Below are 22,881 nucleotides of genomic sequence, written 5' to 3'. Positions count from 1 at the left end.
CTTGCGCCGGAGCGACGAGGGTGGATGTCTGCCGCCGCGTCCTGTCTGTCAGCCCGGCAGGGATTCGTAGACGCCGAGGGTCGCGAGCGTGCCGCCGTCGACCGGAATGTCGATCCCCGTGATGCCGGACGCCGCGTCGGAGGCAAGGAAAGCGACGGCCGCCGCGACCTCCCCCACCTCGATCAGGCGGCGCATGGGCACCCGGTTGAAATTGTGCAGCATGTAATCGAGTTGTTCCGGATTGAGGAATTCCTCGACCATCGGCGTGCGCACCCAGCCGGGACTGACCGTGTTCACCCGAATGCCGAAGCGGGCGAGCGAGGTCGCCGCATCCTTGCTGAGGCCGACGAGGCCCGCTTTCGACGCGACATAGGACGCCTGCGGCCCGTCGTAACCATTCGCGTCGATCGAGGTGATGTTGACGATGGCGCCGCCGCCGTGGTCCTTCATCCGCCGGCCGACCCGCTGCATCATCAGGAAGCTGCCGGTCAGATTGGTGCCGATCACGCGGTGCCAGCTCTCGGGGGAAATGTCGAGAAAAGCCGCCTCCTCGACGATGCCGGCGTTGTTGACGAGGATGTCGAGCCGGCCGAAGGCGTCATAGGCGGCGGCGACCACCGCCTCGACCGCCGTCTCGTCGGCGATGCTGCCGGCGATGGCGATGGCGCTGCCGCCGGCCGCCGCGATCTCGGCGGCGAGGCTGGCCAGCTGTTCCGTCGTCCGGCTGACCAGCGCGACTTTAGCCCCTTGCGCCGCGAGATGCAGCGCGATGCCCCGACCGATGCCGCGCCCGGCCCCAGTGACGAGGGCGGTCTTGCCCTTCAGCATGTCAGGCCTCCCTCTTCCGGGCCACGAGGCGGCGGCGCAGCGCGGTGACGACTTCCTCGATCTCGTGGCCGCCCATGAAACCGTCGGAGCGGAAGCACATGACGCCGACGATGATGACGCCGAGCATCAGGCCCGACAGGCCGAGCATTTCCGGAAAGGCGATGCCGAAGACCGTGATGCCGCCCTCGACGATGCGGATGAGTTCGAGCAGGACGGTCAGCAGCGCGACGCCGACCATCGCCCCGGTGACCGAGCGCATCCCACCGACGATGGACATGGCGAGAGTGAGGAAGGCGGTGTGGAAATAGAAGGCGCGGGCGTTGATCGTGCCGGCATAGAGCGCGTAGAGCGCCCCGGCGCAGCCGACGACGGCGGAGCCCAACACCCAGGCGACGAGGCGCAGGCGCTTCACGTCGACACCCATCGCCTCGGCGGCGAGGGGATCGGTCGCGCTGGCGCGCAATTGCACCCCGGCGCGCGAGCCCTTGAACAGCCGGGCGACGACGAGCACGGCCGCCGCCGCGGCGACGATCAGGCCGAGGCCGACCACCTTCGGAATGCCGAAGAAGGCCTGCGCGCCCCGGAACAGGTCGGTCCAGGTAACGAGCACGCCCTGCACGATGACAAGGATCGAAATGGTCAGGATGGTCGCCGCGATGCCGGCCAGCCGAACCAGGACGAGACCGGACAACAGGCCGATCAGGCTGGTCAGCCCGACCGAGATCAGAAAGGCGTAGAGCGCCCCGACTTCGACCCCGGCAAGGCCGAAGGGTGCGTTGGGGATCATGGTCGCCTTGATCATCACCGGCGTCGCGAAGATCGCGGTGAAATAGGCGCCCAGCGCCATGAAGCCGGCATGGCCGATGTTCACGACATTGGAATTGCCCATGAAGATCTGCAGGCCGACGACAGCGATCAGATTGATGAAGGCGGTCGCGGTCAGGCGGACGATGAAGGGGCTGCCGAAGGCCATGACGAAGAGACCGATGGCGGCGGCGATCAGCGCCAGCCACAGGGCACCCCGCAGGTTACCGGCAAGGCGGGCATCGAGGAAGGGACGGCCGCCGCGCGTGCGTTCGGCGAAAGCGATCGTGTTCATGCGGTCTTGTCTCCCAGCTCGACACGGCGCCCGAGGATGCCTTGCGGCCTGAACACGAGGATGGCGCCGACAATGAGAAATACCGAGGCATCGCGCAGGCCCGCGAGCTTGTCGGGCAGCAGCACGATCAGCATCACCTCGACGAAGCCGAGCAGCAGGCCGCCGACCACGGCCCCCGGCAGGCTGCCGAAACCGCCGAGCACGCAGGCGACGAAGGCCTTGAGCACGGGCAGCAGGCCCATGAAGGGGTCGATGGCGCCGCGCCGGGCGATGAAGAAGATGGCGGCGATGCTGGCGAGCAGGCCGGAGATGGCGAAGGCGGTGGCGATCACCCGGTTCGCCCTCATGCCCATCAGGCGGACGGTGGTGAAATCGAGCGCGGCCGCCCGCATGGCAAGACCGATGCGCGTGCCCTTGAGGAACCAGACGAGACCGGCGATGGCGACGGTGGTCACGCCAACCTCGAGGAACTGCAGGATGGTGAAATTATGCCCCCAGACATCGACCGTCTGGTTCAGGGCCGACAGCTCGGGCACCGCCTTTGGCCGGGGCGAGACCATCAGGAGAAACAGGTTCTGCAGGATGATGCCGACGCCGAAGGCGGTCAGCAGTCCTGTAGTCGATGGCGCGTTGCGCACCGGCCGGAAGGCGATCCGCTCCAGCACCAGGGCGACCAGGGTCACGGTCGCCATGGCGAAGACGACCAGCAGCAAGGGATCGGTCATGCCCATGGCCGCCATGGCGAACATGGCATAGCCGGCGACCCCGATGAATTCGCCATGGGCGAAATTGACGAGGCCCATGACGGAGAAGACGATGGCAAGGCCAAGCGCCAGCAGCGAATATTGCGCGCCGATGCTGAAGCCGTTCAGCGCCTGTTCGATAAGGTAATCCATGGCGTATCCTTCCGGCGCTCAGGCAACGAGTTCGCCGATATAGGCCTGCATCAGCGCGCCCGCTTCCTGCAGCCGGGCGGCTGGCCCCGAGTAGCGGCATTCGCCGGTCGAGAGCACATAGGCGCGGTCGGCGAAGCGCAGCACCTCATGGGCATTCTGCTCGACGAGGAGAATGGTCAGATCCCGCTGACGCAGATCGCGGATCAGGCGGAAAATCTGGCCGACGATGCGCGGCGCGAGACCGAGCGAAGGCTCGTCCAGCATGAGCAGCGACGGCCGGCTCATCAGCGAGCGGGCGATCGCCAGCATCTGCTGCTCGCCGCCCGACAGGCTGCCACCGGTCTGGTGCCGCCGCTCGGCGAGGATCGGGAACAGCTCGAAGCACATCTCGATATCGGCGTGGAAATCCGCGCCCCTGGCCCGCGTCGCGGCGCCGAGGTCGAGATTTTCGAGCACGGTCAGATTGGCGAAGACCTTGCGCCCCTCGGGCGTCAGGGTCAGGCCACGGCGGACCCGGCTTTCGGTATCGAGCCGGCGCATGTCCTCGCCCTTGAAGCGGATGCTGCCGGCGGCCAGCGGCCGCAGGCCCATCGCCGCCGACAGGAGCGAAGTCTTGCCCGCCCCGTTGGGGCCAAGCAGGGCGACGATCTCGCCCTGCTCGACCTTCAGCGAGACATCGCGCACGGCGCTGACCGGGCCGTAGTTGATGGAAACCCCATCGATCTCCAGCATCGCCGTCACTTCTTGAAGTGCGGCACGTCGGCCGGCACGGTCGAGGAAATCAGGACCGGCTTGCCGTCCTTGAAGCCCATGACCGGCACTTCCTTCACCGGGTAATGCCAGGGGTTGTCGAAGGAAATGGTCGGCGCGGTCACGATCTCGAACGGGCCCTTGGTGTAGATCGCCTCGAGCATGGCCTTCGGATCGGTCGAGCCGGCCGCCTTGGCCGCGCCGACCAGCAGCTTGATGACATCGCCGCCGAGACCGAAGAAGGCACCGTTGATCTCGTAACCCCGCTTGGCGCATTCGGCCTGGAAGGTGGCGAGCGGGCCGCCCGGGGTCGGGAAGCCATGGGCGGCGAAGAAGACCTTGCCATTGACATTGGCGGCACCGCCCGCGACGCTGGCCAGGGTCACGTCGTCGAAGCCGTCGGAGCCGAGCACCATCGTATCCATGCCCGCCGCGCGCAGCTGACGGATCAGCACGCCGACGTCCGGGTTGATCGAAGAGATATGGATGGCGTCGGGCACCGGGTTCATCGTCTTCAGCTTCGAGATGAAGGGCGACCAGTCGGTGATGCCGAAGCCCGGATATTCGATGGTGCCGGTGACCTTGCCGCCCAGCTTCTCGAACACTTCGCCGAACCAGCCCGGCAAAGCCCTTGTCCAGGTGCCGGCGGCGTCGGAGACGAAGAGGACGGCCGTGCGCGCGCCCTGATCATAGGCGACCTTGGCGGTGGCGGCGGCGTTGAACGGATCGGGCACCGCCGTCGTCACGAAATTGCCGAGGCCGGTCGCGAACATCTCGACCTGGGTGTTCATGGCCGAGAAGGTGATGGCGTTGTAACCGGCCGCGAGCTGGGCGATGGGGATCAGGCTGTCCGAAGCCGGCGTGCCCGAGACGGCGACCACGCCGTCGTCCAGCATCCCTTGCGCGAGGGCAACGGCGAGCTGCGGCTCGCTCTTGCTGTCCTTGACCACGAGTTCGATCTTGTAGTCACCGCCCGCCTCGTTCACCAGCTCGGCCATGCAGCGCAGGCCATGGGCGGCGGCATAGGGCGCCCAGTCGCCGGAGATGGATTCGGGGGCGCCGATCTTCAGGGTCTCGGCCGCGCCGGCAGGGGTCGCCGGCAGCAGGGCGCAGAGGGAAAGTCCAAGCCATTTCATGGGGTCGACGGGCTTCATGGTCACGCTCCTGTGGGTCGATGGGGGCTCAGGCGGCTTCGTCTTCGGACGCGGCGCCGATGTAGACTTCGATCACGCGGGGATCGTTCAGCACCGCTTCGGGGCTGCCGATGGTCAGGATCTCGCCCATGTGCAGGACGGCGACCCGCTCGCAGACCCGGCGGATGAAGCGCAAGTCGTGTTCGATCACGATGACGCCGCAACCGAAGTCCTCGCGGATTTTCTGGATGAGGTCGACCAGCTGCTCGGATTCGGCATCGTTCATGCCCGCCGCCGGTTCGTCGAGCAGCAGGTAGGACGGCGCCAGCGCCAGCGCCCGGGCGATTTCGAGGCGCCGCTGCAGACCATAGGGCAGCGTCGTCGCCTGCCGGTCGGCGAGCGAAAGCAGGCCCATGCGGGCGAGCAGATCGTCGATCTCGTGCAGCTCCGGCCCGCCTTCGCGGTGGCGGCTGGCGGTCGTATGCGCGACCTCGACATTCTGGCGAACGTCGAGATTGGCGAAGAGGCGGATGTTCTGGAACGTGCGGCCGATGCCGGCGCGCGCGCATTCGGGCACGCTCATGCCGTTCATGACGCGGCCATCCATGGTAACCTTGCCCGTATCGGGCCGCAGGGTGCCGGTGATCAGGTTGATCAGCGTGCTCTTGCCCGCGCCGTTCGGGCCGATGAGGCCGAGGATTTCCCCGGCGCCGCAGCGCAGGGTGACGTCGCGCACGGCGTAGACGCCACCGAACCGCTTGGACAGGCCGACGATATCGAGGCAGGCCCCGCTTTCGGCCGGACCTCCATCGGGCGCCTTCCGCGCGGTCTCGGCATTCGGTGGCAAGGCCGTCATCGGGCGGCTCCTCTTCCTCGTCTCTGGTGGAGGAAGCGTGCTGTCCGGGGCCGATCCGTCGCAATCCACCTTAGGGTGGATCGGATCTTGGCGATGGAAACTCTAGAGATTACACAGGCGGGTCGCCGCTGCCTGCGATTTCATCACGGGCGGACAATCAGGGCAGCTGGATCTGCGCCAGGAAAGCGATGATCGCGGCCCGATTTTCAACGCCCAGCTTGTTCAGGATGTTGATGACATAGGTTTTCACGGTGGCGAGACCGATGCCCATGATCTGGGCAATGGCCAAATTCGACGCCCCGTTTTTAAGCAGATCGACCACTTCGATTTCGCGCGGGGTCAGGCCATAGCGCAGGGCCAGCATCCGGTCCTGACGCGCCCGGCGCACGCGGGGGTGCATCTTCAGATTGAATTCGAGATAATCCCGCATCGCTTCCCAGGCAAAGGGCCGGGACGAGAAACATTCGGCGCAGGGTCCGTTCAGGATCGCCAGCAGGGCGAAGGGCACGCCCTCGTTGCGGAAGATGAAGTTCACTTCGTCGTGAATGCCGTAGCGCTGCAGGAAGGCATCGTGGATGCGGTTGTTTTCCTCGGGGAAGCGAGCCCGTTCCCTGGCAAGGAAGGCGACGTCGGCGGCGCCGCAGGTGATCTCGTAAACATTAAGCGGATCATGGACATAGCGGCCATCGAGGTAATCGTCCATCAGGCCTTTGCTGACGCCCGTGGTCTGATAATCGGCGATGGAGGCATTATTGTCGAACCAACAGAAGATCGTCGCCGGGGCATCGAGGGAGGAGGCCGCGAAGCGCAGGGTCTCGTCGACGATCGCGGTGGACAGGTAGGCATCGGCCATCTGCATGGGACAACTCCTTCACCAACACGGTTGCAGTTCGCCCGCGGGCCTGGCCCGCTTCACTCCCCGATGTTCATTGTTGCTCTTTAGATTATTTTGAATAAGCAAGGCCCGTGCCAAACCATCGGCTTCCCTGATCGTCCGTCCCCGATCGCCCCACAAAGAAAACCCCCGGCCACGGGGCCGGGGGCTGCAACAGTCTGTGGGGGTAAAGAAGGGATGCGTCAGGTCAGGCTGGCGCTTTCGTCCAGGGCCATTTCAAACTCGGGCAGGGTCATGCCGCCGTCGATCGACAGGGCGTGACCGGTGACATAGGCCGCCTCGTCGCTGGCAAGGAACAGGGCGCCATTGGCGATCTCGTCGACCGTGCCGAAGCGTTTCAGGGGCACGGCGGCGGTGATGCGGCCGAGAAACTCCTGCGACAGTTCGGCAAGGCCGTCGGTCATGATCGCGCCCGGGATCACGGCGTTCACCGTGATGCCATAGCGGGCCAGTTCGATCGCCGCCGTGCGCATGAAGCCGAGCTGCCCGGCCTTGGACGCGCCGTAATGCGCCCAGCCCGGATAGCCGGTGATGGGCCCCGTGGTCGAGGAGGTGATGATGATCCGCCCGCGCCCCCGCGCCTTCATCGCCTTCACCGCCGCGGCGGTCGAGAGGAAGGTGCTGCGCAGGTTGGTGTTCATCACCTTGTCGAAATCATCGACCGTCATGTCCTCGATCGTCGCCGCCGGGTAGATGCCGGCATTGGCGCAAAGGACATCCAGCCCGCCATGGAGCTCGACCGCGCGGTCGACCATGGCCCGGTTGCCGTCGAGGGTGGAGACATCGGCGGCAAAGCCGCTGGCCGTGCCCCCCGCCGCCCGGATTTCCTCCGCCACCGCCTCGGCATCCGCGAGGCTGCGCGAGACGACGAGCACGCGCGAGCCGGCGGCCCCGAAGCCGCGGGAAATCCCGCGGCCGATGCCCTTGCTGCCACCGGTGACGATCACACTGCGGCCGATCAGCGACTTGAACATGACCCCTCCCCTTCTGCCATCGGCACTCAGGCGTCGACCGCGATGGCGGTGATCTCGAGCAGCTGGTCCGGGTGAACGAAGGCGCGGACCTCGACCGTGGTCGAGGACGGCCGGTGCTCGCCGACCCAGGGGCCGAGGATGCCCGGCATCACTTCCATGAAGCCCTTGATGTCGGTCGTGTAGAAGGTCCAGGTGACGATCTTGGTGCGGTCGAGACCGTCGGCCTTCAGGCACAGGTCGATGACGTCGAGGACATAGACGAGCTGGGCCGCCATGTCGCCGGTGCCGACCAGTTCGAGCGCCTCCAGCGAGCCCTTGAGGGGGGCGACACCGGCGTAATAGACCGTGTCGCCCGCCTTGACCGACTGGCGGAAGGCGAAAGCGTCGAAGATATCGGCCGAAAGATAGCCGGTCGGGGGATTGGTGCGCGTGATCATGATCTGGGACTCCGGCTTCAGGCGGTGGTGCTGTCGACGAGCAGTTTCTTGGCGTCGCCGACATAGCCGGCCTTCTTCGCCATGATTTCGGTGTTCAGCACCTTGCGCTCGGCGGGGGGATGCAGGACCGTCATCGGATCCTCGAAATCGCCGACGTAACCCATGGCGAAACAACCCATCTGGTAGCCCATGACCTTGAGCAGGTCTTCGGGCAGGGTGCGGGCGATTTCGATCGGGGTGGTCAGATACTGGTTCTCTTCCTGGCGCACCCAGCCGACGGCATAGGTGATGTTGATCGCCTGGCGCAGGCGGTCCGACTTGTTCTCGCCGGCGCCGTGATAGATCTTGCCGGTGTAGAACAGGGCGGAGCCGCGCTTCATGACCGCGGGGATCGAATCCTCGATCGAATAATCCTTGTCGGGCAGGCGGTGACTGCCGGGGACGAGACGGGTCGCGCCCATTTCCTCGGTGTAATCCGTCATGGCCCACAGAAGGTTGCACTGGACCTCGTAGTCGGGCGGGAACGGGAAGAAGTCCCAGGCCACCTGGTCGCGGTGAATGGGCTGCGCCTTCGAGCCGGGGAAGACGCTGATGATCTGGGTCAGGTGCAGCTGGAAGGTGGTCGCGTGCTTCAGGAAATCGCCCGCGGCGCCGATCGCCGTCGGGTTCATGATCAGTTCGCGCGCGGCGGGAGAGCGGGCGATCATGGCGCCCGTGCGCTTGGTCAGCTTGCCGACGAAACCGTCATCGCCATAGAGCGAGGCGTTGACGTAGGGGCCCATCTCGGCCTCGATGCGGTCCATCAGGGATTCGGGCACCAGATTGTCGACGATGGCGTAACCATGTTCGCGCAAGGTGGCGGCGACCTCTTCGGGCGTCGCGGTCGAGGGCAGGTGAATAGCTTCCATCTTCGCATCCTCACTGAAAGCGTAACCGGATGCTGGAAAGCCTCGGTCTTCGGCCGGATGCGAACAATCCACCTTCCGGTGGACAGGGGCCGGGGCGGCCTGGCCCCCTGGCCACCGGCCGGGCCGCCAGACATTTCCATTCGACCCGGACGCCATCGCCGCTATGATCGGCGCAGCTTCCAGAGGACTGACCGATGAGCGATTCCGGTTCGGACAACACAACCGCCAGCGAGCAGGGCAAGGTGGTCAATGGCCGCGTGGAAGTCCGCCTGGGGGAGACGAAACTCGGCCTGAACTACACATTCTATCGAGGCGAAGGGGCGCGTTTTCTGCCCATGCGCGACGGCATGGCGGCGCCCGACGCCCTTGCCCGGCTTGTGCTGGACGGCTGGATGCCGGACGAGCCCTTCATCGCCCCGGACACCACCATCGTCGCCTTCGGTTCCTGCTTCGCCGGCCATATCGGCCGCTACCTCAGCAACCTCGGCTTCGATGTCGCCACCCGCAAGGACGACAAGGCCTATGTCTCGAAGCTGGGCGATGGCATCGTCAATGTCTTCGCCATCCGCCAGCAGTTCGAATGGGCCTGGGAAGGCCTGTCGCCCAGCGTGGAGTTGTGGCACGGCTACAAGGCCGAGGAATTCGGCTATGACGAGGATGTCCGGGGCAGGACGCGCGAGCTGTTCGATGCCGCCGACGTCTTCATCATCACCCTCGGCCTGTCCGAGATCTGGTACGACGAACCCACGGGCGAAGTGTTCTGGCGCGCGGTGCCTTTCGACAAGTTCGATCCGGCACGCCACAAGTTCAGGGTCGCCTCCTCGGCCGAGACACTGGACAACCTGCGGCGCATCCACGACCTGATCCGCAAGCATCGACCGGAGGCGGCCATCGTCTTCACCGTCTCGCCCATTCCCTTGAGCGCGACCTTCCGCCCCGTGTCCTGCGTGACGGCCAGTTCGGCCTCCAAGGCGCTCTTACGCGGGGCGGTCGACGAATTATACCGCGAGCGCCGCCCGGACGACCCGAAGCTGTTCTACTACCCGGCCTACGAAGTCGTCACCCAATGCTTCGACCGGCCCTTCGGAGACGATTTCCGCCACCCGCTGTTCCATGTTCTCGACGTGAACATGAAGGCCTTCGAGCGCTACTTCTGCCGGACCGGCCTGACCGACGCCGATCTCGCAGCGGTCTTCGAGGAAGCAAAGCGCCTCGATCGCGCCCTCGGTCTCGAGGACAGCGGGCCGCTTCGCCAATATATCGACGACATGCTGGCGTCGTGGTCCGCCCAGACGAAGGGGCCGAACAAGTTCGGCGCCGAGGACAGGGAAACCAAACTCGCCCGCAAGGAAGAACTCCGGCGGGAGAGGGCATTGCAGAAAGCCTCCCGGATCGCCGAGAAGACTGCCGGGGCCGACAAGGAGCCGTCGTGAGGGACAAGGGCGCCGAAATGCGCGAAACGGTCTCCGCCCTCGCCAGCGAATTCCTGCCCAGAGGCCTGCGTGTTTTCGATCACAGCAGGGGCGAATGGCCACTTCTCGCCATGATCGAGGGGTGGGAGGTCGGCAGCGCGGCCGAGGCGGACATCGTCACGCTTCTTGGCAGCGCCGAGTTTTCCGACGATCTGGGCCGGGAACTCGCGGCATGGCGAACCCAAGGGTTACCCGTGCTCTGCATTGTTTGTCTCGCGGCGGACCCAGCGGCCTGGCCATTTCTCGAACCGGGATGGCGCAAGAGCTATTCGGTCGAGGATTTCGACCGGATCGCCGCCGCGTCGGGCTATGAAGTCGCCTTGCAGATATTCCCGGCGACTGGTCCGGGGGCTGCCTGCCTGTTGTTACCGGCGGAGGCCGAACCTTCGGCCTGGTGGCGACAGCCGGAGGTCGCCACCCTCATTCAGGCCAAGGCAAAACTCGGCGAGCAGCAGCTTGCGAAGCTCCGCAGATGGCAGGCGTCCGGCAGCAAGGGAGCAGACTGGCGTCTGTATTCCGAACAATGGCGCCGGCGCGCCTCCATCGCCGCCGCCATGATTCCCACGGGTCTGACCCTGCTCGATGTCGGCTGTGGCGCCATGTATCTCGAGTCCGAGGCCGCGCCGCGCCGGTATATTCCTGTCGACATGGAAGCTCATGACGAGCGCACGAGGGTCATCGACCTCAACGAGAAGAACCTTCCGATCGAGTGGATAGACGAGGCCGATGTCGTCGCGCTAATGGGAGTAGTCGAATACCTTGATGCCCCTGAAATTCTACTGAAGTCACTGGCCAGCCGCAGCAAGCCTATCATCATTTCCTACAGTATTCAGGAGGCTCGAACGGAAGGGCGCGAAGCCAAACGGAACCATTGGCGAAACGGCTATTCTTCCGACGAGCTGGAAAGGCTGTTTTCTGCTCTCGGCTACGCCATCACCGATAGCGCCATTTTCACAAAGAGACAGAAAATCTGGCGCCTCGATCCGGCCACGGATTCAGGACGACCGGCACTGCCCTTCGGACCGGGTCGAGAAGGGGCACTACCGATTGTTCATGATCCGGCGGCGGAGCGCCGCGAAGCGAAGACCGAACGCCGGGAGCTGGCCCGTAAGTCACGCCTCGAACAGCAGGCCGACCGCAAGACACGGCGCGAGGCAAGGCTTCGGATCCTCCAGACCTGACGTGGCGAATTCGCTGGCCATGAATCCGGCCGGGCAGCGAGCCGACAAATATGATGAAGATCGCACGGTGCAAATCGGGGGATACACGATGAACAGGCGCACCAGCTTGCTGCGCGAGAGTGTTTGCGATCTCGCGGCCGAATTCCTGCCGAAGGGGCTTGCCGTTCTTGACCGCAGCACGGGGGAATGGCCCCTCGCCGCCATGATCGAGAGCGTGCCGGTGGATTTCGGCGAAACCGTCGAACTCGTGGCTTTCCTCGGCAGCACCGAATTCGCCGACGATCTGGCGGCGACTCTGGCGGATTTCCGCGGTCCGGCGACGGCCATCCTGTGCGCGCCCTATCTGGTCGGAACGCCAGGCGACCTGCCGATCCTCGAGACCGGCTGGCGCCGCGCCTATACGTTCGAGGCATTCTCGGCCGAGGTCGAGCGCGCGGGGTATCAGGTCGTGGTCTGTGTCTTCACGGCGCAGGGGCCGGCCGCGGCCTGCCTTCTGTTGCCACGGGCGGACGACGAGGATGCCTGGTGGCACCGCTCACCGGCGGCGGAGACGATCGAGGTCTATGGCTATCGCAGCGAGCGACAGATCGCCAAGCATCTGCTGGCGACCGAGGCCGGTCTCTATGGCGGCGACTGGCGCCTGCAGTCGGAGCAGTTGCGCAGCCGTGTCCGCGTCGCTGCCGCCCTGATCCCGCCGGGCCTGACCATTCTCGACGTCGGCTGCGGCGCCATGTATCTCGAAAGCGAGGCGGCGCCCGCGCGCTACATTCCGGTGGACCTGGTCGCGCGGGATGACCGCACCCGCATCGTCGACCTGGCGCTGGACGATCTGCCCCGCGCCTGGGTCGAGGAAGCGGATGTCGTCGCCCTCCTGAATCTGTTCGAGCATTTTGACGATCCCGCCCGGGTGCTGCTATCCGTCGCCGCCTGCGGCAAGACTGTCATCACATCGAGCAAGGTGATCGGTACCCCGTCCCTGGACAGCGCGGATATCGAGCAGATGTTCGCCGACACCGGCTTCACCGTCACGGACAAGGCGCTTTTCGGCGACAAGCTGATCCTGTGGCGCCTGGATTGCCTGACCGAGGCCGGAGACCTGCGCCTGCCGCCCGCTCCGGGACGGGAGCACGGCGCCCCCATGGATTTCGATCCGGCCGAGGCGAAGAAGGCCGCCAACCGCAAGGCCAAGCAGGAGCGGCTGGCAGCCCGGGAGGCACGCGCGGCGCGCCTGCGAAACCGGGACGATTGAAGGCCGGGGCGCTTTCGCCCGGTCCGCCGTCGTTCGGCCCGCCGTCGCTCACCCCTCAGCGGAAGCGGCCCCGGCGTCGACAGTGACCGCCGCGTCCGGGTAGAAGCGGGCATAGTAATCCGCGAATTCAGCCAGCACCGCCGCCTGGTCGCGCGCCGACATCTCGCGGCGATGACGGCGCGACACGCCGACATTCAGCTTGCCATTGGGATTGGCGGCCGCTTCGGTGAAAATGGCGTCGTATTCCGCGCGCGGCAGGTCCAGGCCGAGCTGTCTGCAGATCGCGTCGATGGTGATTTCGGGGCGAAAGGCGGTGTTTTCATAGTCGAGAAAGAGCACGCCCGGCGTCTCGCCCCAGCGATAGGCCGAGTCCAGATTGCCCCGCATCGCCGCGAATGTGCTTTCGATCTCGCCCAGGACGATGCCGGTCAGGTTCGGCCGGCCCAGCTTTTCCTTGCGGGCGACGACATCCATCATCGACAGGGCGACATCCCGCAGATCGCGCAGGGCGACGTGGCAAATGCCCCTGCCCTCGCCGATCAGGCGCAGGATGGCCTCGCCCGGCCCGCTGTGGGTGCGCAGCATGACGATCCGGTCCGCCGGGATCAGCCGGTCGACCGCCGACACCACCTCGGGCGACCAGTCCTTGATGTTGTTGGTCTGTTCGCCCCGGCTGCGGGTCTCGCTGCCCTTGACGTCACCCCGGTCGCGCGACGACAGGGGCATGTGGGGGTGCCCGCAACGCTCGAGAATGAGCCGCGTGAGGTTGGCGGTCAGTGTCGATCCGGCCTTTTCGAGACCGAAGGAGACGTAGATCATGAACGGCCCTCGCGTGGCGGCGTCCGCCCCGCCGGGCGAGCCACAATGTTGAAACCTCTACAGTATTCCGAGAGGTTCGACAGAATTTTTTGCTCGCGACTGTGGTAGCCTGCGCGCGCGGCATCGGACCGATAGTCCCCGGAGGCGAAACTTGAGCGCGATCGACGATTCCAAGGCCGATGAAGGTGAACTCCAGGATTCGGAAGATCAGATCGACAAGCCCGCCAAGAAGAAGAACCGCAGCTTTTTCCGGGGAGAGACTGCGACATTCCACCCGAACCGCATCGACCTGGAGCAGCCCGACGCAGTCTGGAACTGCTTCCTGCTGGGCATCACGCCGACCGATCCGCCGGTCGCGCCCGGCCAGGGCCTCATCGTCCTGGGGGACGGCATCGCCGCGCCGATCACGGCGGGGGCGACCGGAGCCGGCCTGAAATCGCTGACCCCGAACGGCCCAGAGGCCCGTGAGTGCGGCATTCCCGAGCGCCTGCGCCGGTTGCTGGACAAGGCCATCGGCGACAAACGCGCAAAATCCGGCAAGGCCGCGGACCTGCGCGCCGCCCTCTCCGGCGCCGACCTCATCGTGCTCTGCCTGACGGATCGCTCGGCCGAGCGCCCGTCCCATGCCGAGATCGTCGAGGATATCGTCGAGAGCTGCCGGTTGCTCCGCAAGGCGCGACCCGATGCCTATATCGCCCTCGCCCTGTCGCCCTGCCCGCCGCCCCGCGTACCTGCGGGGCAGCCGCAGGCCGCGGCGCTGTTCTCTGCCAAATCCGCGCTGCGCAGCGCGATCGACGAAACCTGCCGCAAGCTGGCGCCGCTGGACGGTCGCCTCGGCTATTTCCCGGCGTTCGAGATCGTCGGCAACATCTGCAACTATCCTTACGGCGCGGACCGGCGCAGCCTCGCCGACCATGCGCGGTCGCTGATCGAGGCCGCTTTCGCCTGCGCCTATGTCGCCGGGGTCGGCACGGAAGCCCTCGCCGCGGCCCATGTCGCCGCGCGCGCGGCGGATATCGTCGCCGGAAACGAGATGCGCGCGGTCGCGGAAGCGGCGGCCGGACAGACCCCGCCCGCCATCGACACGGCCGCCTGGCCCGGCGAGGCCGAAATGGTGTGGGATCGCGGCCTGCACCGTTTCGCCTTCGACGGCTTGATGCCGGCCCGGCCGGTCATCGGCGCGGACACCACGATCATCGCCTTCGGCAGCTGCTTCGCCAGCAACATCAGCCGTTACCTGAATTCGATCGGCTATAATGTCGCGACCCGGCGCGACGGTGTCGCCTATATCTCGCGCATGGGCGACGGTATCGTGAACACCTACGCCATCCGCCAGCAGTTCGAATGGGCCTGGGAGAACCGCAAGCCCCAGATCCCGCTGTGGCACGACTATGATGCCGAGGAATTCGGCTATGACGAGAATGTGCGCCTGCGCACAAAGGAGCTGTTCGACGCAGGCGACGTTTTCATCATCACCATCGGCCTGTCCGAGGTCTGGTACGATGACGTAACCGGTGAAGTCTTCTGGCGCGCGGTCCCGGCCGAACGATTCGACCCGTCCCGTCACAAGTTCAGGATCGTGGAACAGGCGGAAAGCCTGGCCAATCTCGAAGCCATCCACGCCCTGATCCGCAAATACCGGCCAGACGCGAAGATCGTGCTCACCCTGTCGCCGATCCCGCTGATGGCGACATTCCGGCCCGGCTCCTGCATCGTCGCCAGCGCCGCTTCCAAGGCCATCCTGCGCAGCGCACTCGACGAATTCTTCGCGCGCCACCGCGGACAGGACGACGGGATGTTCTATTTTCCGGCTTACGAGGTGATCCTCGGCGCATTCCACCAGCCGTTCGGCCTCGGCGAGACGAGCGACATGCGCCACCCGATGCTGCACGCCATCCTGTTCAACATGAAGGTGTTCGAGCGCTATTTCTGCGACACCCAGCTGAAGGACGAGGACATAGCGGACGAGATGGACGAAATGCGCTACCGCGATTTCGCGCTGGTCGGCCCCGACCGTGAAGCTGTCATCAGCGTCATCAGCACCGAAAAGGTCGAGTGGCGCACCAAATACAAGGGCCCGACCATCGAAGGCGTCGCACGTCGGAAGAACCGCCGCATCGGACCAGACGGGACAATGGGCGAAGACCCCGCGATCGTCGCTCGACGCAAGCAGGAGGCCAAGGCCGAGCGGGAAGCCGCGGTCGCCCAGCGCAAGGATGAAGCCAGTGCGAAACGGCTGGCTGCAGTCGCCGAGCGCGAAGCCGCCAGCGAGGCGCGGCGGCGCGAGGCTGATCAGCGCCGGCAGGAAGCCGCCGCCCTGCGTGCCGCCCGGGTCCGTCCGCCACGCTGAAGGCGGCCTGGCCGGTCAGTTCGTGACGTCGGTGGCGTTGCGCGCCATCTTGTCGACGGCGGTGGTCAACAGCAGGCGCAGGTCGTCGACGGCATTGCCATCGTCGATCACGCCGACGATCCGGCGCCGCGACAGGCGCGACGTGGCGTGAATGGCGGATTCGTTCAACATCACGATCATTGCGCGCGAACCGAGGCGAGTCGCCCCGTCGATCACGGTCGATGACGGCCAGCCCTTCAGATCCGCGTCGACGATGATGATGTCGGGGCGATCGTTCATGATCTGGCGCATCCCCGAATAACCGTCATAGGCCGTCATGACCTCGAAGCCCCAGGCCTGAACCGTGTCGCGCAGCAGGCGGCGACGATCGGCATTGCCATCAATGATCAGAACCCGGGCCCCCGGAGGGGCGCCCACGGCAGAATGTAGAACCATACCTCTCCTGTCCCGGAAGTGGCCCGACCGGCGTCTGCCCCATTCCGTTGCCCGCGCGATGCGTCGCCCTGCGCGCCGACGCGCCCGGCGCCGCAAATCCGCAATATCGGCTGCAGAGTCACCATCGGCCCCGGTCCCGGTCGAGGTCAAGCAACACCCTAACCACATTAGTGCCAATTCGGGCCCTAACCGCTGGCCACTGCACGATTTTCCCGCCTGCCTTGCCGCCGCCCGAGGGCCCGGCGGCGGCAAGGCGGCCCTGTCTTTGTCGTGGCGCCAGGCTGGATTCCCTCTAATATTCGCCGCCGCACGCCACGGCGAGATAAAGGACCGGACATGCCTCAGGGACCGCGGCGGAAAGCCGGCCTCGTGAATTTTCGCGACTTCGGAGATTGCCCGACGACGACCGGCGCGCGGGTCGCGCGCGGGCGCCTCTATCGCTCGGCGCATCTGTCCGGACTCGAGGCAGAAGCCCTGTCCACCCTCGCCGGTCTCGGCCTCGACCTGATCGTCGACCTGCGTCACGACGCGGAACGCCGCCGCGAGCCGTCGCGTCTGCCCCCGGGCCTTGAGGGCCGCACCCTGTTCGCGCCGGCCGATCCCGCCCGCGAGGGGGACGCGCTCCACGTCTCGGCCCTCGCCCGGGCGTTGGGCTCGGGCCGGCCGGCCCGGGACATCATGATCGAATCCTATCGCCGTGCCCCCTTCGAGACCGACCGCGTCGCGCTCTTCGCCGTCTATTTCCGCCGGCTGGCGGAAGCGGATGGGGCCGTGCTGATCCATTGCACCGCCGGCAAGGACCGCACCGGCCTGCTGGTCGCGTTGACCCAGGCCCTGCTCGGCGTGCACCGTGACGACATCATGGCGGAGTACCTGCTATCGCTCGACGCTTTCGATGCGCTGAGCGCGACCCTGTCGGCCTGGCTCGAAGCCAATGGCCTTGGCGCCGAGACGGTCGATCCCGCCCTGCTGCGTCCGCTGATCGGGGTCGAGGCGGCCTATCTCGAAACCGCCCTCGCCGCCATCGAGGCCGAGCACGGCAGCATCGAGGACTATGGCCGCCAGCGCCTCGGCATCGACGATGACCTGCGGGCGCGGCTGCACCGCCGCTTTCACGTCTGAGCGTCGTCGCCGATCTCAGGCCCCCAGCCGGCGCCAGTAGCGCACACCGTCCGACCCGTCCTCGCGCACGATCAGGCCCCGGCTGCGCAGGCAGTGCAGATGCGCCAGCCCCTCGCCCACCGCCAGCATCAGGTCGCTGCCTTCGAGCTTGCGGCGGAACATCGGCCCCATCAGGTCGATGGCGTGGCGGGGTTCGTCCAGCGCCTCCATGATCAGGTCGAGTCGGCGCTGATGGCCGATGGCGAGGCGCTGCAAACGGTGATGCAGCCCGGTGAAGGGCTCGTTATGCGACGGCAGGACGAGGACATCGTCCGGCACCCGGCGGGCGACAGCCTCCAGCGAGGCCAGCCAGTCGGTGAGCGGATCGCCCTCGGGATCGCTGACCCCGACCGAGACGTTGGACGAGATGCGCGGTAACACCTGGTCGCCCGAAATCAGCAGGCCGAGCGCCGGACACCACAGGCAGGCATGTTCGGGCGAATGGCCGCGCCCGACCACCACTTCCCACGGATTGCCGCCGATCTCGACCGTGTCGCCATCGGCGAGGCGCCGGTGACCGAGCGGCATTTCCGTGACGCCGAGGGCGAAACTGCCGAAGCCGCGCGCCCTGTAGGTTTCCAGCATCTCGCCCGAGAAACCGCAGCGGCGATAGAATTCGACCGCTTCCGGCGGCGGCTCGGGCCGGACGTCGAGGCAGAGCAGCCGGGCGAGCAGGAATTCCTCGCGCGTCATCCACAATTCGGCGCCGAAATGCCGGGTCAGAAAACCGGCCTGGCCGACATGATCGGGATGCAGATGGGTGACGAACACCCGTGTGACGGGCCGGCCGCCCATCGTGCCTTCGAACAGGCGATGCCACTGGGCCTCGGTCTCGGGTCCGCGCAGGCCGGTGTCGACCACGGCCCAGCCCTCGCCGTCCTCGATCAGCCAGACGTTGATATGGTCGAGGCTGAACGGCAGGGGAAAGCGCGCCCAATGGACGCCGGGCGCGACTTCGATCGTCTCGCCCGCCTCGGGCTTGCCCTCGAAGGGGAAATTCAGACTGCCCACCTTACACGCGCTCCCACCTGTTGGCGGTTGCGAGTGTAAGGCGGTTGACGTTCACGTCAACTTTGCCCCGGAGAAGCCCCGGGACGCGGCGTCAGCCCAAAGCCGATCAGGCGATCAGCAGCTCCGGCAGGTCGGCCAGCAGGCCGTTACCGGTCGTCACCGGGCCGAGCAGCGAGGCCGCGACCGGCAGACGCTGTTCAGCGAAGAAGCGGGCCGAGGCGATGCGGGCGCGCAGGAACTTCACGTCCGCGCCGTCCTCGTTCAGCTTCGCGCCAGCGGCCAGCGCCTGACGCGCCAGCAGCCAGCCGCCGACGACCTGCGCCGCCATGTCGAGGTAGACGGAAGCGGTCGCCAGAACCTCGTTCGGACTGTTGGTGACATTGGCCAGCACCCATTCGGTCGCCTGGGCGAAGGCCTGGGCAGCCGGTGCCAGATGGCTGGCGATCACCTTGAAGTCGGTCCCGGCCGCGGTTTCCAGCGCGGGCAGCACCGATTCGATCTCGGCGATCAGGCCGCGCACCGTGTCGCCGCCGTGCAGAGTCACCTTGCGGGTGACGAGGTCGATGGCCTGGATGCCGTTGGTGCCTTCGTAGATCGGGGCGATGCGGCTGTCGCGCCAGTGCTGGGCCGCGCCGGTTTCCTCGATGAAGCCCATGCCGCCGTGGATCTGGATGTTCAGCGAGGTCAGCTCGGTGCCCTTGTCGGTGCACCAGGACTTGGTGATCGGGGTCAGCAGGTCGGCCATGGCGCGTTCCGCCGTCCGCTCCTCCGGCGTCGCCGCGACCTTGGACAGGTCGATGGCGAGGGCGTTGCGGCAGACGAGGGCGCGCATCGCGTCGATGGTCGAGCGCATGGTGAACAGCATCCGGCGCACGTCCGGGTGTTCGATGATCGCGCTCGGGCTGGCGGCGCCGAGGGCGCGGCTCTGCCGGCGTTCCTGGGCAAAGGCCAGGGCCTGCTGGTAGGCGCGCTCGGCGAGGCCGAGGCCCTGCACGCCGACCGACAGGCGGGCATTGTTCATCATCGTGAACATGGCCTGCAGGCCGCGGTTTTCCTTGCCGATCATGTAGCCGACGCAATCGTCGTTGTCGCCGAAGGCCATGACGCAGGTGGGCGAGCCATGAATGCCGATCTTGTGCTCGATCGAGACGCAGCGCACGTCGTTGCGCGCGCCGAGGCTGCCGTCCGCGTTGATCAGATATTTCGGCACGATGAAGCAGGAAATGCCCTTCGAGCCGGCGGGCGCCCCCGGCGTCTTGGCGAGGACGAGGTGGATGATGTTCTTCGACAGGTCATGCTCGCCGAAGGTGATGAAGATCTTCTGGCCCTTGATGCGCCAGCTGCCGTCGGCGGCCGGGGTCGCGCGCGACTTGATCTCGCCGAGGTCGGAACCCGCCTGCGGCTCGGTCAGGTTCATGGTGCCGGTCCATTCGCCGGCGATCATCTTCTCGAGATAGGTCGCCTTCTGCTCCTCGGTGCCATGGGCGTGGATCGCCTCGGTCGCGCCCTGGTTCAGCAGCATGATGAGGCCGAAGGCCATGTTGGACGACGACCACAGCTCGGAGACCGCGACGGTGATGGTCCAGGGCAGGCTCTGACCGCCAAAATCGAATTCGAAGGGCACGCCCGGCCAGCCGCCTTCGGTATAGGCCTTCCACGCCGCCTCGAATTCCTTGGGCAGGGTGACTTTGCCGTTTTCGTATTTCGCGCCCTGCTTGTCACCGATCGGGTTGGTCGGGGCGATCACGTCGCGCGCCAGCTTGCCCGCTTCCTCGAGCACCTGTTCCACCACTTCGGGCGTCGCGTGTTCATAGAGCTCGAAGCCCGAGATATCCTGAAGGCGTCCGATGGTCTCCAGCGTGAACATCATCTCGCGGGAGGGGGCGGAATAGACGGTCATGGGTCGAGCTCTCCGAAAAATTCTGTGTTATCGGCCTTCGGCCTTGGGAATCGACTGTATAAGGGCGTGGCGCCTTACAAGAAATGCGGCGATATGCTAAGGCCTGTGCGTTCCATGAAAGTCGACATGACGCCGCAGATGACGGTGCCCATCAACCCCCCGGTCGACGAGACCATTGCCCAAGCCGCCGCCGCACTCAAGGGTGGTTTTCTCGTCGGGATGCCAACGGAGACGGTTTACGGACTGGCCGGCGACGCGACGTCGGATGTCGCCGTCGCGCGCATCTTCGCGGCCAAGGGCCGGCCGCGGTTCAATCCGCTGATCATTCATGTCGCCGATGCCGACGAGGCCGCGGCGCTGGCCGAGGTCTCGCCCCGCGCCGCCGCCCTGATGGCGCGATTCTGGCCGGGGCCCCTCACCCTCGTGCTGCCGCGGCGCGCGGATTGCCCGATTTCCCTGCTCGCCTCGGCCGGTCTCGACACGGTCGCGCTGCGCTGTCCCGACCATGCGGTCGCCCGCGCCCTGATCCGGGCCGCCGGCCGGCCCCTGGCCGCGCCCAGCGCCAACCCCTCGGGCCGGCTCAGCCCGACCTGCGCCGCCGATGTCGCCGAGGCTTTCACGCGCGATCAGGTCGCCCTGGTGATCGACGGCGGCGCGGCGCCCGTCGGGGTCGAATCGACCATTGTCGGCCTGTTCGGCGACGGCGCGGTGATGCTGCGCCCGGGCGGCCTGCCCCGCGCCGCCATCGAAACCGTGACCGGCCCGCTGCAGGATGCCGGCCATGCCGATGCCGATGCCCCGCAGAGCCCCGGGCGCCTGCTGTCCCATTACGCCCCGCGCCTGCCCGTGCGGCTGAACGCGACCAGCGTCGCGCCGGACGAGGCGCTGCTCGGCTTCGGCGGATCGCTGCCGGCGGGCGCCCTCGTCAGCCTGAACCTGTCGCCGGCCGGCGATCTCGCCGAGGCCGCAGCCCATCTCTTCGCCATGCTGCGCCAGTTGGACCGCTCGGGCGCCAAGGGCATCGCCGTCATGCCCATCCCGGGCGATGGCCTGGGCGAGGCGATCCGCGACCGCCTCGGCCGGGCCGCCGCACCGCGCGGGGCGGCGGCATGATCCCGCCGGCCCTGCGCGAGCGGCTGCGCGCCATCCTCGGCCCCAGCGGCCTCGTCGAGGAGACGACGGACCTCGCGCCCAAACTCAAGGATCACCGTGGCCGTTACGTCGGCCGGACGCCGCTGGCGCTCCGCCCCGCCAGTACCGAGGCGCTCGCCGCCGCCATGGCCCTGCTGCACGCCGAAGGCATCGCCATGGTGCCGCAGGGCGGCAATACCGGCCTCGTCGGCGGCGCCACCCCGGACGAGAGCGGCGACCAGGTCCTGATCCTGACCGAGAGGATGCGGGCCATCCGCGCCCTCGACCCCGCAGGCGACACGATCACGGTCGAGGCTGGCTGCACCCTCGCCGAGGTCCAGGCCGCCGCGGAGAGCATCGACCGGCTCTATCCCGTTTCCCTCGCCTCGCAGGGCAGTTGCACCATCGGCGGCAACCTGTCGACCAACGCGGGCGGCGTTCAGGTGCTGCGCTATGGCAATACGCGGGAACAGGTGCTGGGGCTCGAGGTCGTGCTGCCCGACGGCCGCATCTGGAACGGCCTCCGCGCCCTGCGCAAGGACAACACGGGTTATGACCTGAAACAGGTCTTCATCGGTGCTGAAGGCACGCTCGGCATCATCACCGCGGCCGTGCTGCGCCTGTGGCCCCGGCCGCGCGCCCGCGCCGTCGCCTTCTGCGCCGTGCCGGATGTCGAGGCGGCGGTGACCCTGCTGGCCCGCCTGCGCACGGCCGCGGGCGAAGCCCTGACCGCCTTCGAGCTGATGCCCGAGATGGGCCTGTCCTTCGTGCTGCGTTACCTGCCGGGCAGCCATCGCCCGCTGGCGACCGTCTCGCCCTGGTATGTCCTGGCCGAGATCGCCGCCCAGCGCGACGATCCCGCCCCCCTGCTCGAATCGGCCCTGGAAGCGGCGATGGAAGACGGCCTGGTGCAGGATGCGACCATCGCCGCTTCAGAGAGCCAGGCGCTCGCACTGTGGAGCCTGCGCGAGAGCATGTCGGACGCGCAGAAACCCGAGGGCGCGTCGCTCAAGCACGATGTCTCGATCCCGGTGCCCGCCATCGCGCAGTTCGTCGCCGAAGCAACGGCCGCCGTCGCCACCCGCGATGCGGGTGTCCGCCTCGTCTGCTTCGGCCATGTCGGCGACGGCAACCTGCATTTCAACCTGAGTCAGCCCATCGGCGTGGAGCCATCCGCCTTCCTTGCGCGAACGGCCGAATTCGCAGAGATTATCCATGATCTCGTTCACGCCCATCAGGGCTCGATTTCGGCCGAGCATGGCCTTGGCCGGTTGAAGCTGGACGAGATAACCCGGTATCACAGCGAGGTCGAACTGGACCTCAAACGCCGCATCAAGACGGCGATAGACCCCCGGGGCCTGATGAACCCCGGGAAACTCGTCAAACCATAATCATC

Annotated in this window: 21 protein-coding genes; 7 read left to right on the top strand and 14 right to left on the bottom strand. The window is 66.7% G+C overall.

What is annotated here, in order from left to right:
- Positions 1 to 48: 48 nt before the first annotated feature.
- From DKG74_RS10530 to DKG74_RS10480, 10 genes are all read right to left on the bottom strand, one after another.
- The gene (locus DKG74_RS10530; RefSeq protein WP_109905482.1) at positions 49 to 828 is read right to left on the bottom strand and encodes an SDR family NAD(P)-dependent oxidoreductase; all 780 of its coding nucleotides are present in this window, start codon (positions 826 to 828) and stop codon (positions 49 to 51) included.
- A 1-nt stretch (position 829) separates the two neighbouring features.
- Positions 830 to 1,927 carry a branched-chain amino acid ABC transporter permease gene (locus tag DKG74_RS10525; protein ID WP_133251558.1) on the bottom strand — a complete coding sequence of 366 codons (1,098 nt, stop codon included), beginning with the start codon at positions 1,925 to 1,927 and terminating at the stop codon, positions 830 to 832.
- A complete protein-coding gene (locus DKG74_RS10515) occupies positions 1,924 to 2,823 on the bottom strand; it encodes a branched-chain amino acid ABC transporter permease (protein ID WP_109905476.1) in 900 nt (299 codons plus the stop codon). Before DKG74_RS10515 ends, DKG74_RS10525 begins: the two co-directional genes overlap by 4 nt.
- A gap of 18 nt (positions 2,824 to 2,841) precedes the next feature.
- On the bottom strand, positions 2,842 to 3,555 hold the full coding sequence (locus DKG74_RS10510) for an ABC transporter ATP-binding protein (protein ID WP_109905474.1): 714 nt from the start codon (positions 3,553 to 3,555) through the stop codon (positions 2,842 to 2,844).
- 5 nt (positions 3,556 to 3,560) lie between these two features.
- Entirely contained in the window at positions 3,561 to 4,727 is a 1,167-nt protein-coding gene (locus DKG74_RS10505) for an ABC transporter substrate-binding protein (protein ID WP_109905472.1), read from the bottom strand.
- Positions 4,728 to 4,755: 28 nt separating this feature from the next.
- The gene (locus DKG74_RS10500; protein ID WP_109905470.1) at positions 4,756 to 5,562 is read right to left on the bottom strand and encodes an ABC transporter ATP-binding protein; all 807 of its coding nucleotides are present in this window, start codon (positions 5,560 to 5,562) and stop codon (positions 4,756 to 4,758) included.
- 157 nt (positions 5,563 to 5,719) lie between these two features.
- Complete coding sequence (locus tag DKG74_RS10495; RefSeq protein WP_109905468.1) at positions 5,720 to 6,421, bottom strand: helix-turn-helix transcriptional regulator; 702 nt, start codon at positions 6,419 to 6,421, stop codon at positions 5,720 to 5,722.
- Between the two features lie 218 nt (positions 6,422 to 6,639).
- Entirely contained in the window at positions 6,640 to 7,431 is a 792-nt protein-coding gene (fabG, locus tag DKG74_RS10490) for a 3-oxoacyl-ACP reductase FabG (protein WP_109905466.1), read from the bottom strand.
- 26 nt (positions 7,432 to 7,457) lie between these two features.
- Positions 7,458 to 7,868 carry a RidA family protein gene (locus DKG74_RS10485; protein WP_109905464.1) on the bottom strand — a complete coding sequence of 137 codons (411 nt, stop codon included), beginning with the start codon at positions 7,866 to 7,868 and terminating at the stop codon, positions 7,458 to 7,460.
- A 17-nt stretch (positions 7,869 to 7,885) separates the two neighbouring features.
- Entirely contained in the window at positions 7,886 to 8,776 is an 891-nt protein-coding gene (locus tag DKG74_RS10480) for a phytanoyl-CoA dioxygenase family protein (protein ID WP_109905462.1), read from the bottom strand.
- A gap of 194 nt (positions 8,777 to 8,970) precedes the next feature.
- On the opposite strand from DKG74_RS10480, the gene DKG74_RS10475 reads away from it, so the two are divergent.
- The 3 genes from DKG74_RS10475 (at position 8,971) to DKG74_RS10465 (ending at position 12,678) form a co-directional block, all read left to right on the top strand.
- On the top strand, positions 8,971 to 10,209 hold the full coding sequence (locus tag DKG74_RS10475; RefSeq protein ID WP_109905460.1) for a GSCFA domain-containing protein: 1,239 nt from the start codon (positions 8,971 to 8,973) through the stop codon (positions 10,207 to 10,209).
- Positions 10,206 to 11,429 carry a methyltransferase domain-containing protein gene (locus DKG74_RS10470; protein WP_109905458.1) on the top strand — a complete coding sequence of 408 codons (1,224 nt, stop codon included), beginning with the start codon at positions 10,206 to 10,208 and terminating at the stop codon, positions 11,427 to 11,429. Before DKG74_RS10475 ends, DKG74_RS10470 begins: the two co-directional genes overlap by 4 nt.
- Positions 11,430 to 11,517: 88 nt before the next feature.
- A complete protein-coding gene (locus DKG74_RS10465; protein WP_133251557.1) occupies positions 11,518 to 12,678 on the top strand; it encodes a methyltransferase domain-containing protein in 1,161 nt (386 codons plus the stop codon).
- Positions 12,679 to 12,726: 48 nt separating this feature from the next.
- Here DKG74_RS10465 and DKG74_RS10460 read toward each other — a convergent pair whose 3' ends face one another.
- A complete protein-coding gene (locus tag DKG74_RS10460) occupies positions 12,727 to 13,497 on the bottom strand; it encodes a hypothetical protein (protein WP_109905454.1) in 771 nt (256 codons plus the stop codon).
- Positions 13,498 to 13,648: 151 nt separating this feature from the next.
- On the opposite strand from DKG74_RS10460, the gene DKG74_RS10455 reads away from it, so the two are divergent.
- Positions 13,649 to 15,847 carry a GSCFA domain-containing protein gene (locus DKG74_RS10455; RefSeq protein WP_109905452.1) on the top strand — a complete coding sequence of 733 codons (2,199 nt, stop codon included), beginning with the start codon at positions 13,649 to 13,651 and terminating at the stop codon, positions 15,845 to 15,847.
- Between the two features lie 15 nt (positions 15,848 to 15,862).
- On the opposite strand, the gene DKG74_RS21740 is transcribed toward DKG74_RS10455, so the two are convergent.
- The gene (locus tag DKG74_RS21740; protein ID WP_165837634.1) at positions 15,863 to 16,282 is read right to left on the bottom strand and encodes a response regulator; all 420 of its coding nucleotides are present in this window, start codon (positions 16,280 to 16,282) and stop codon (positions 15,863 to 15,865) included.
- 336 nt (positions 16,283 to 16,618) lie between these two features.
- On the opposite strand from DKG74_RS21740, the gene DKG74_RS10445 reads away from it, so the two are divergent.
- On the top strand, positions 16,619 to 17,404 hold the full coding sequence (locus tag DKG74_RS10445) for a tyrosine-protein phosphatase (protein ID WP_109905450.1): 786 nt from the start codon (positions 16,619 to 16,621) through the stop codon (positions 17,402 to 17,404).
- A gap of 15 nt (positions 17,405 to 17,419) precedes the next feature.
- On the opposite strand, the gene DKG74_RS10440 is transcribed toward DKG74_RS10445, so the two are convergent.
- Both DKG74_RS10440 and DKG74_RS10435 read right to left on the bottom strand, forming a co-directional pair.
- Positions 17,420 to 18,454 carry an MBL fold metallo-hydrolase gene (locus DKG74_RS10440; RefSeq protein WP_109905448.1) on the bottom strand — a complete coding sequence of 345 codons (1,035 nt, stop codon included), beginning with the start codon at positions 18,452 to 18,454 and terminating at the stop codon, positions 17,420 to 17,422.
- 106 nt (positions 18,455 to 18,560) lie between these two features.
- Positions 18,561 to 20,354, bottom strand: a complete 1,794-nt coding sequence (locus tag DKG74_RS10435) for an acyl-CoA dehydrogenase family protein (RefSeq protein ID WP_109905446.1) — start codon at positions 20,352 to 20,354, stop codon at positions 18,561 to 18,563.
- A gap of 126 nt (positions 20,355 to 20,480) precedes the next feature.
- Here DKG74_RS10435 and DKG74_RS10430 point away from each other — a divergent pair, with 126 nt between their 5' ends.
- Together DKG74_RS10430 and DKG74_RS10425 are read left to right on the top strand one after the other, a co-directional pair.
- Positions 20,481 to 21,467 carry an L-threonylcarbamoyladenylate synthase gene (locus DKG74_RS10430; RefSeq protein ID WP_243404095.1) on the top strand — a complete coding sequence of 329 codons (987 nt, stop codon included), beginning with the start codon at positions 20,481 to 20,483 and terminating at the stop codon, positions 21,465 to 21,467.
- Positions 21,464 to 22,876, top strand: coding sequence for an FAD-binding oxidoreductase (locus DKG74_RS10425; protein WP_109905444.1), 1,413 nt, complete (start codon positions 21,464 to 21,466; stop codon positions 22,874 to 22,876). The genes DKG74_RS10430 and DKG74_RS10425 overlap by 4 nt, the downstream gene beginning before the upstream one ends.
- Positions 22,877 to 22,881: the final 5 nt, after the last annotated feature.

The organism is Zavarzinia aquatilis (genome assembly GCF_003173035.1).
Taxonomy (GTDB): domain Bacteria; phylum Pseudomonadota; class Alphaproteobacteria; order Zavarziniales; family Zavarziniaceae; genus Zavarzinia; species Zavarzinia aquatilis.
Note: the sequence above shows the minus strand (reverse complement) of the source record. Positions and strands in the feature narration are given on the sequence as shown.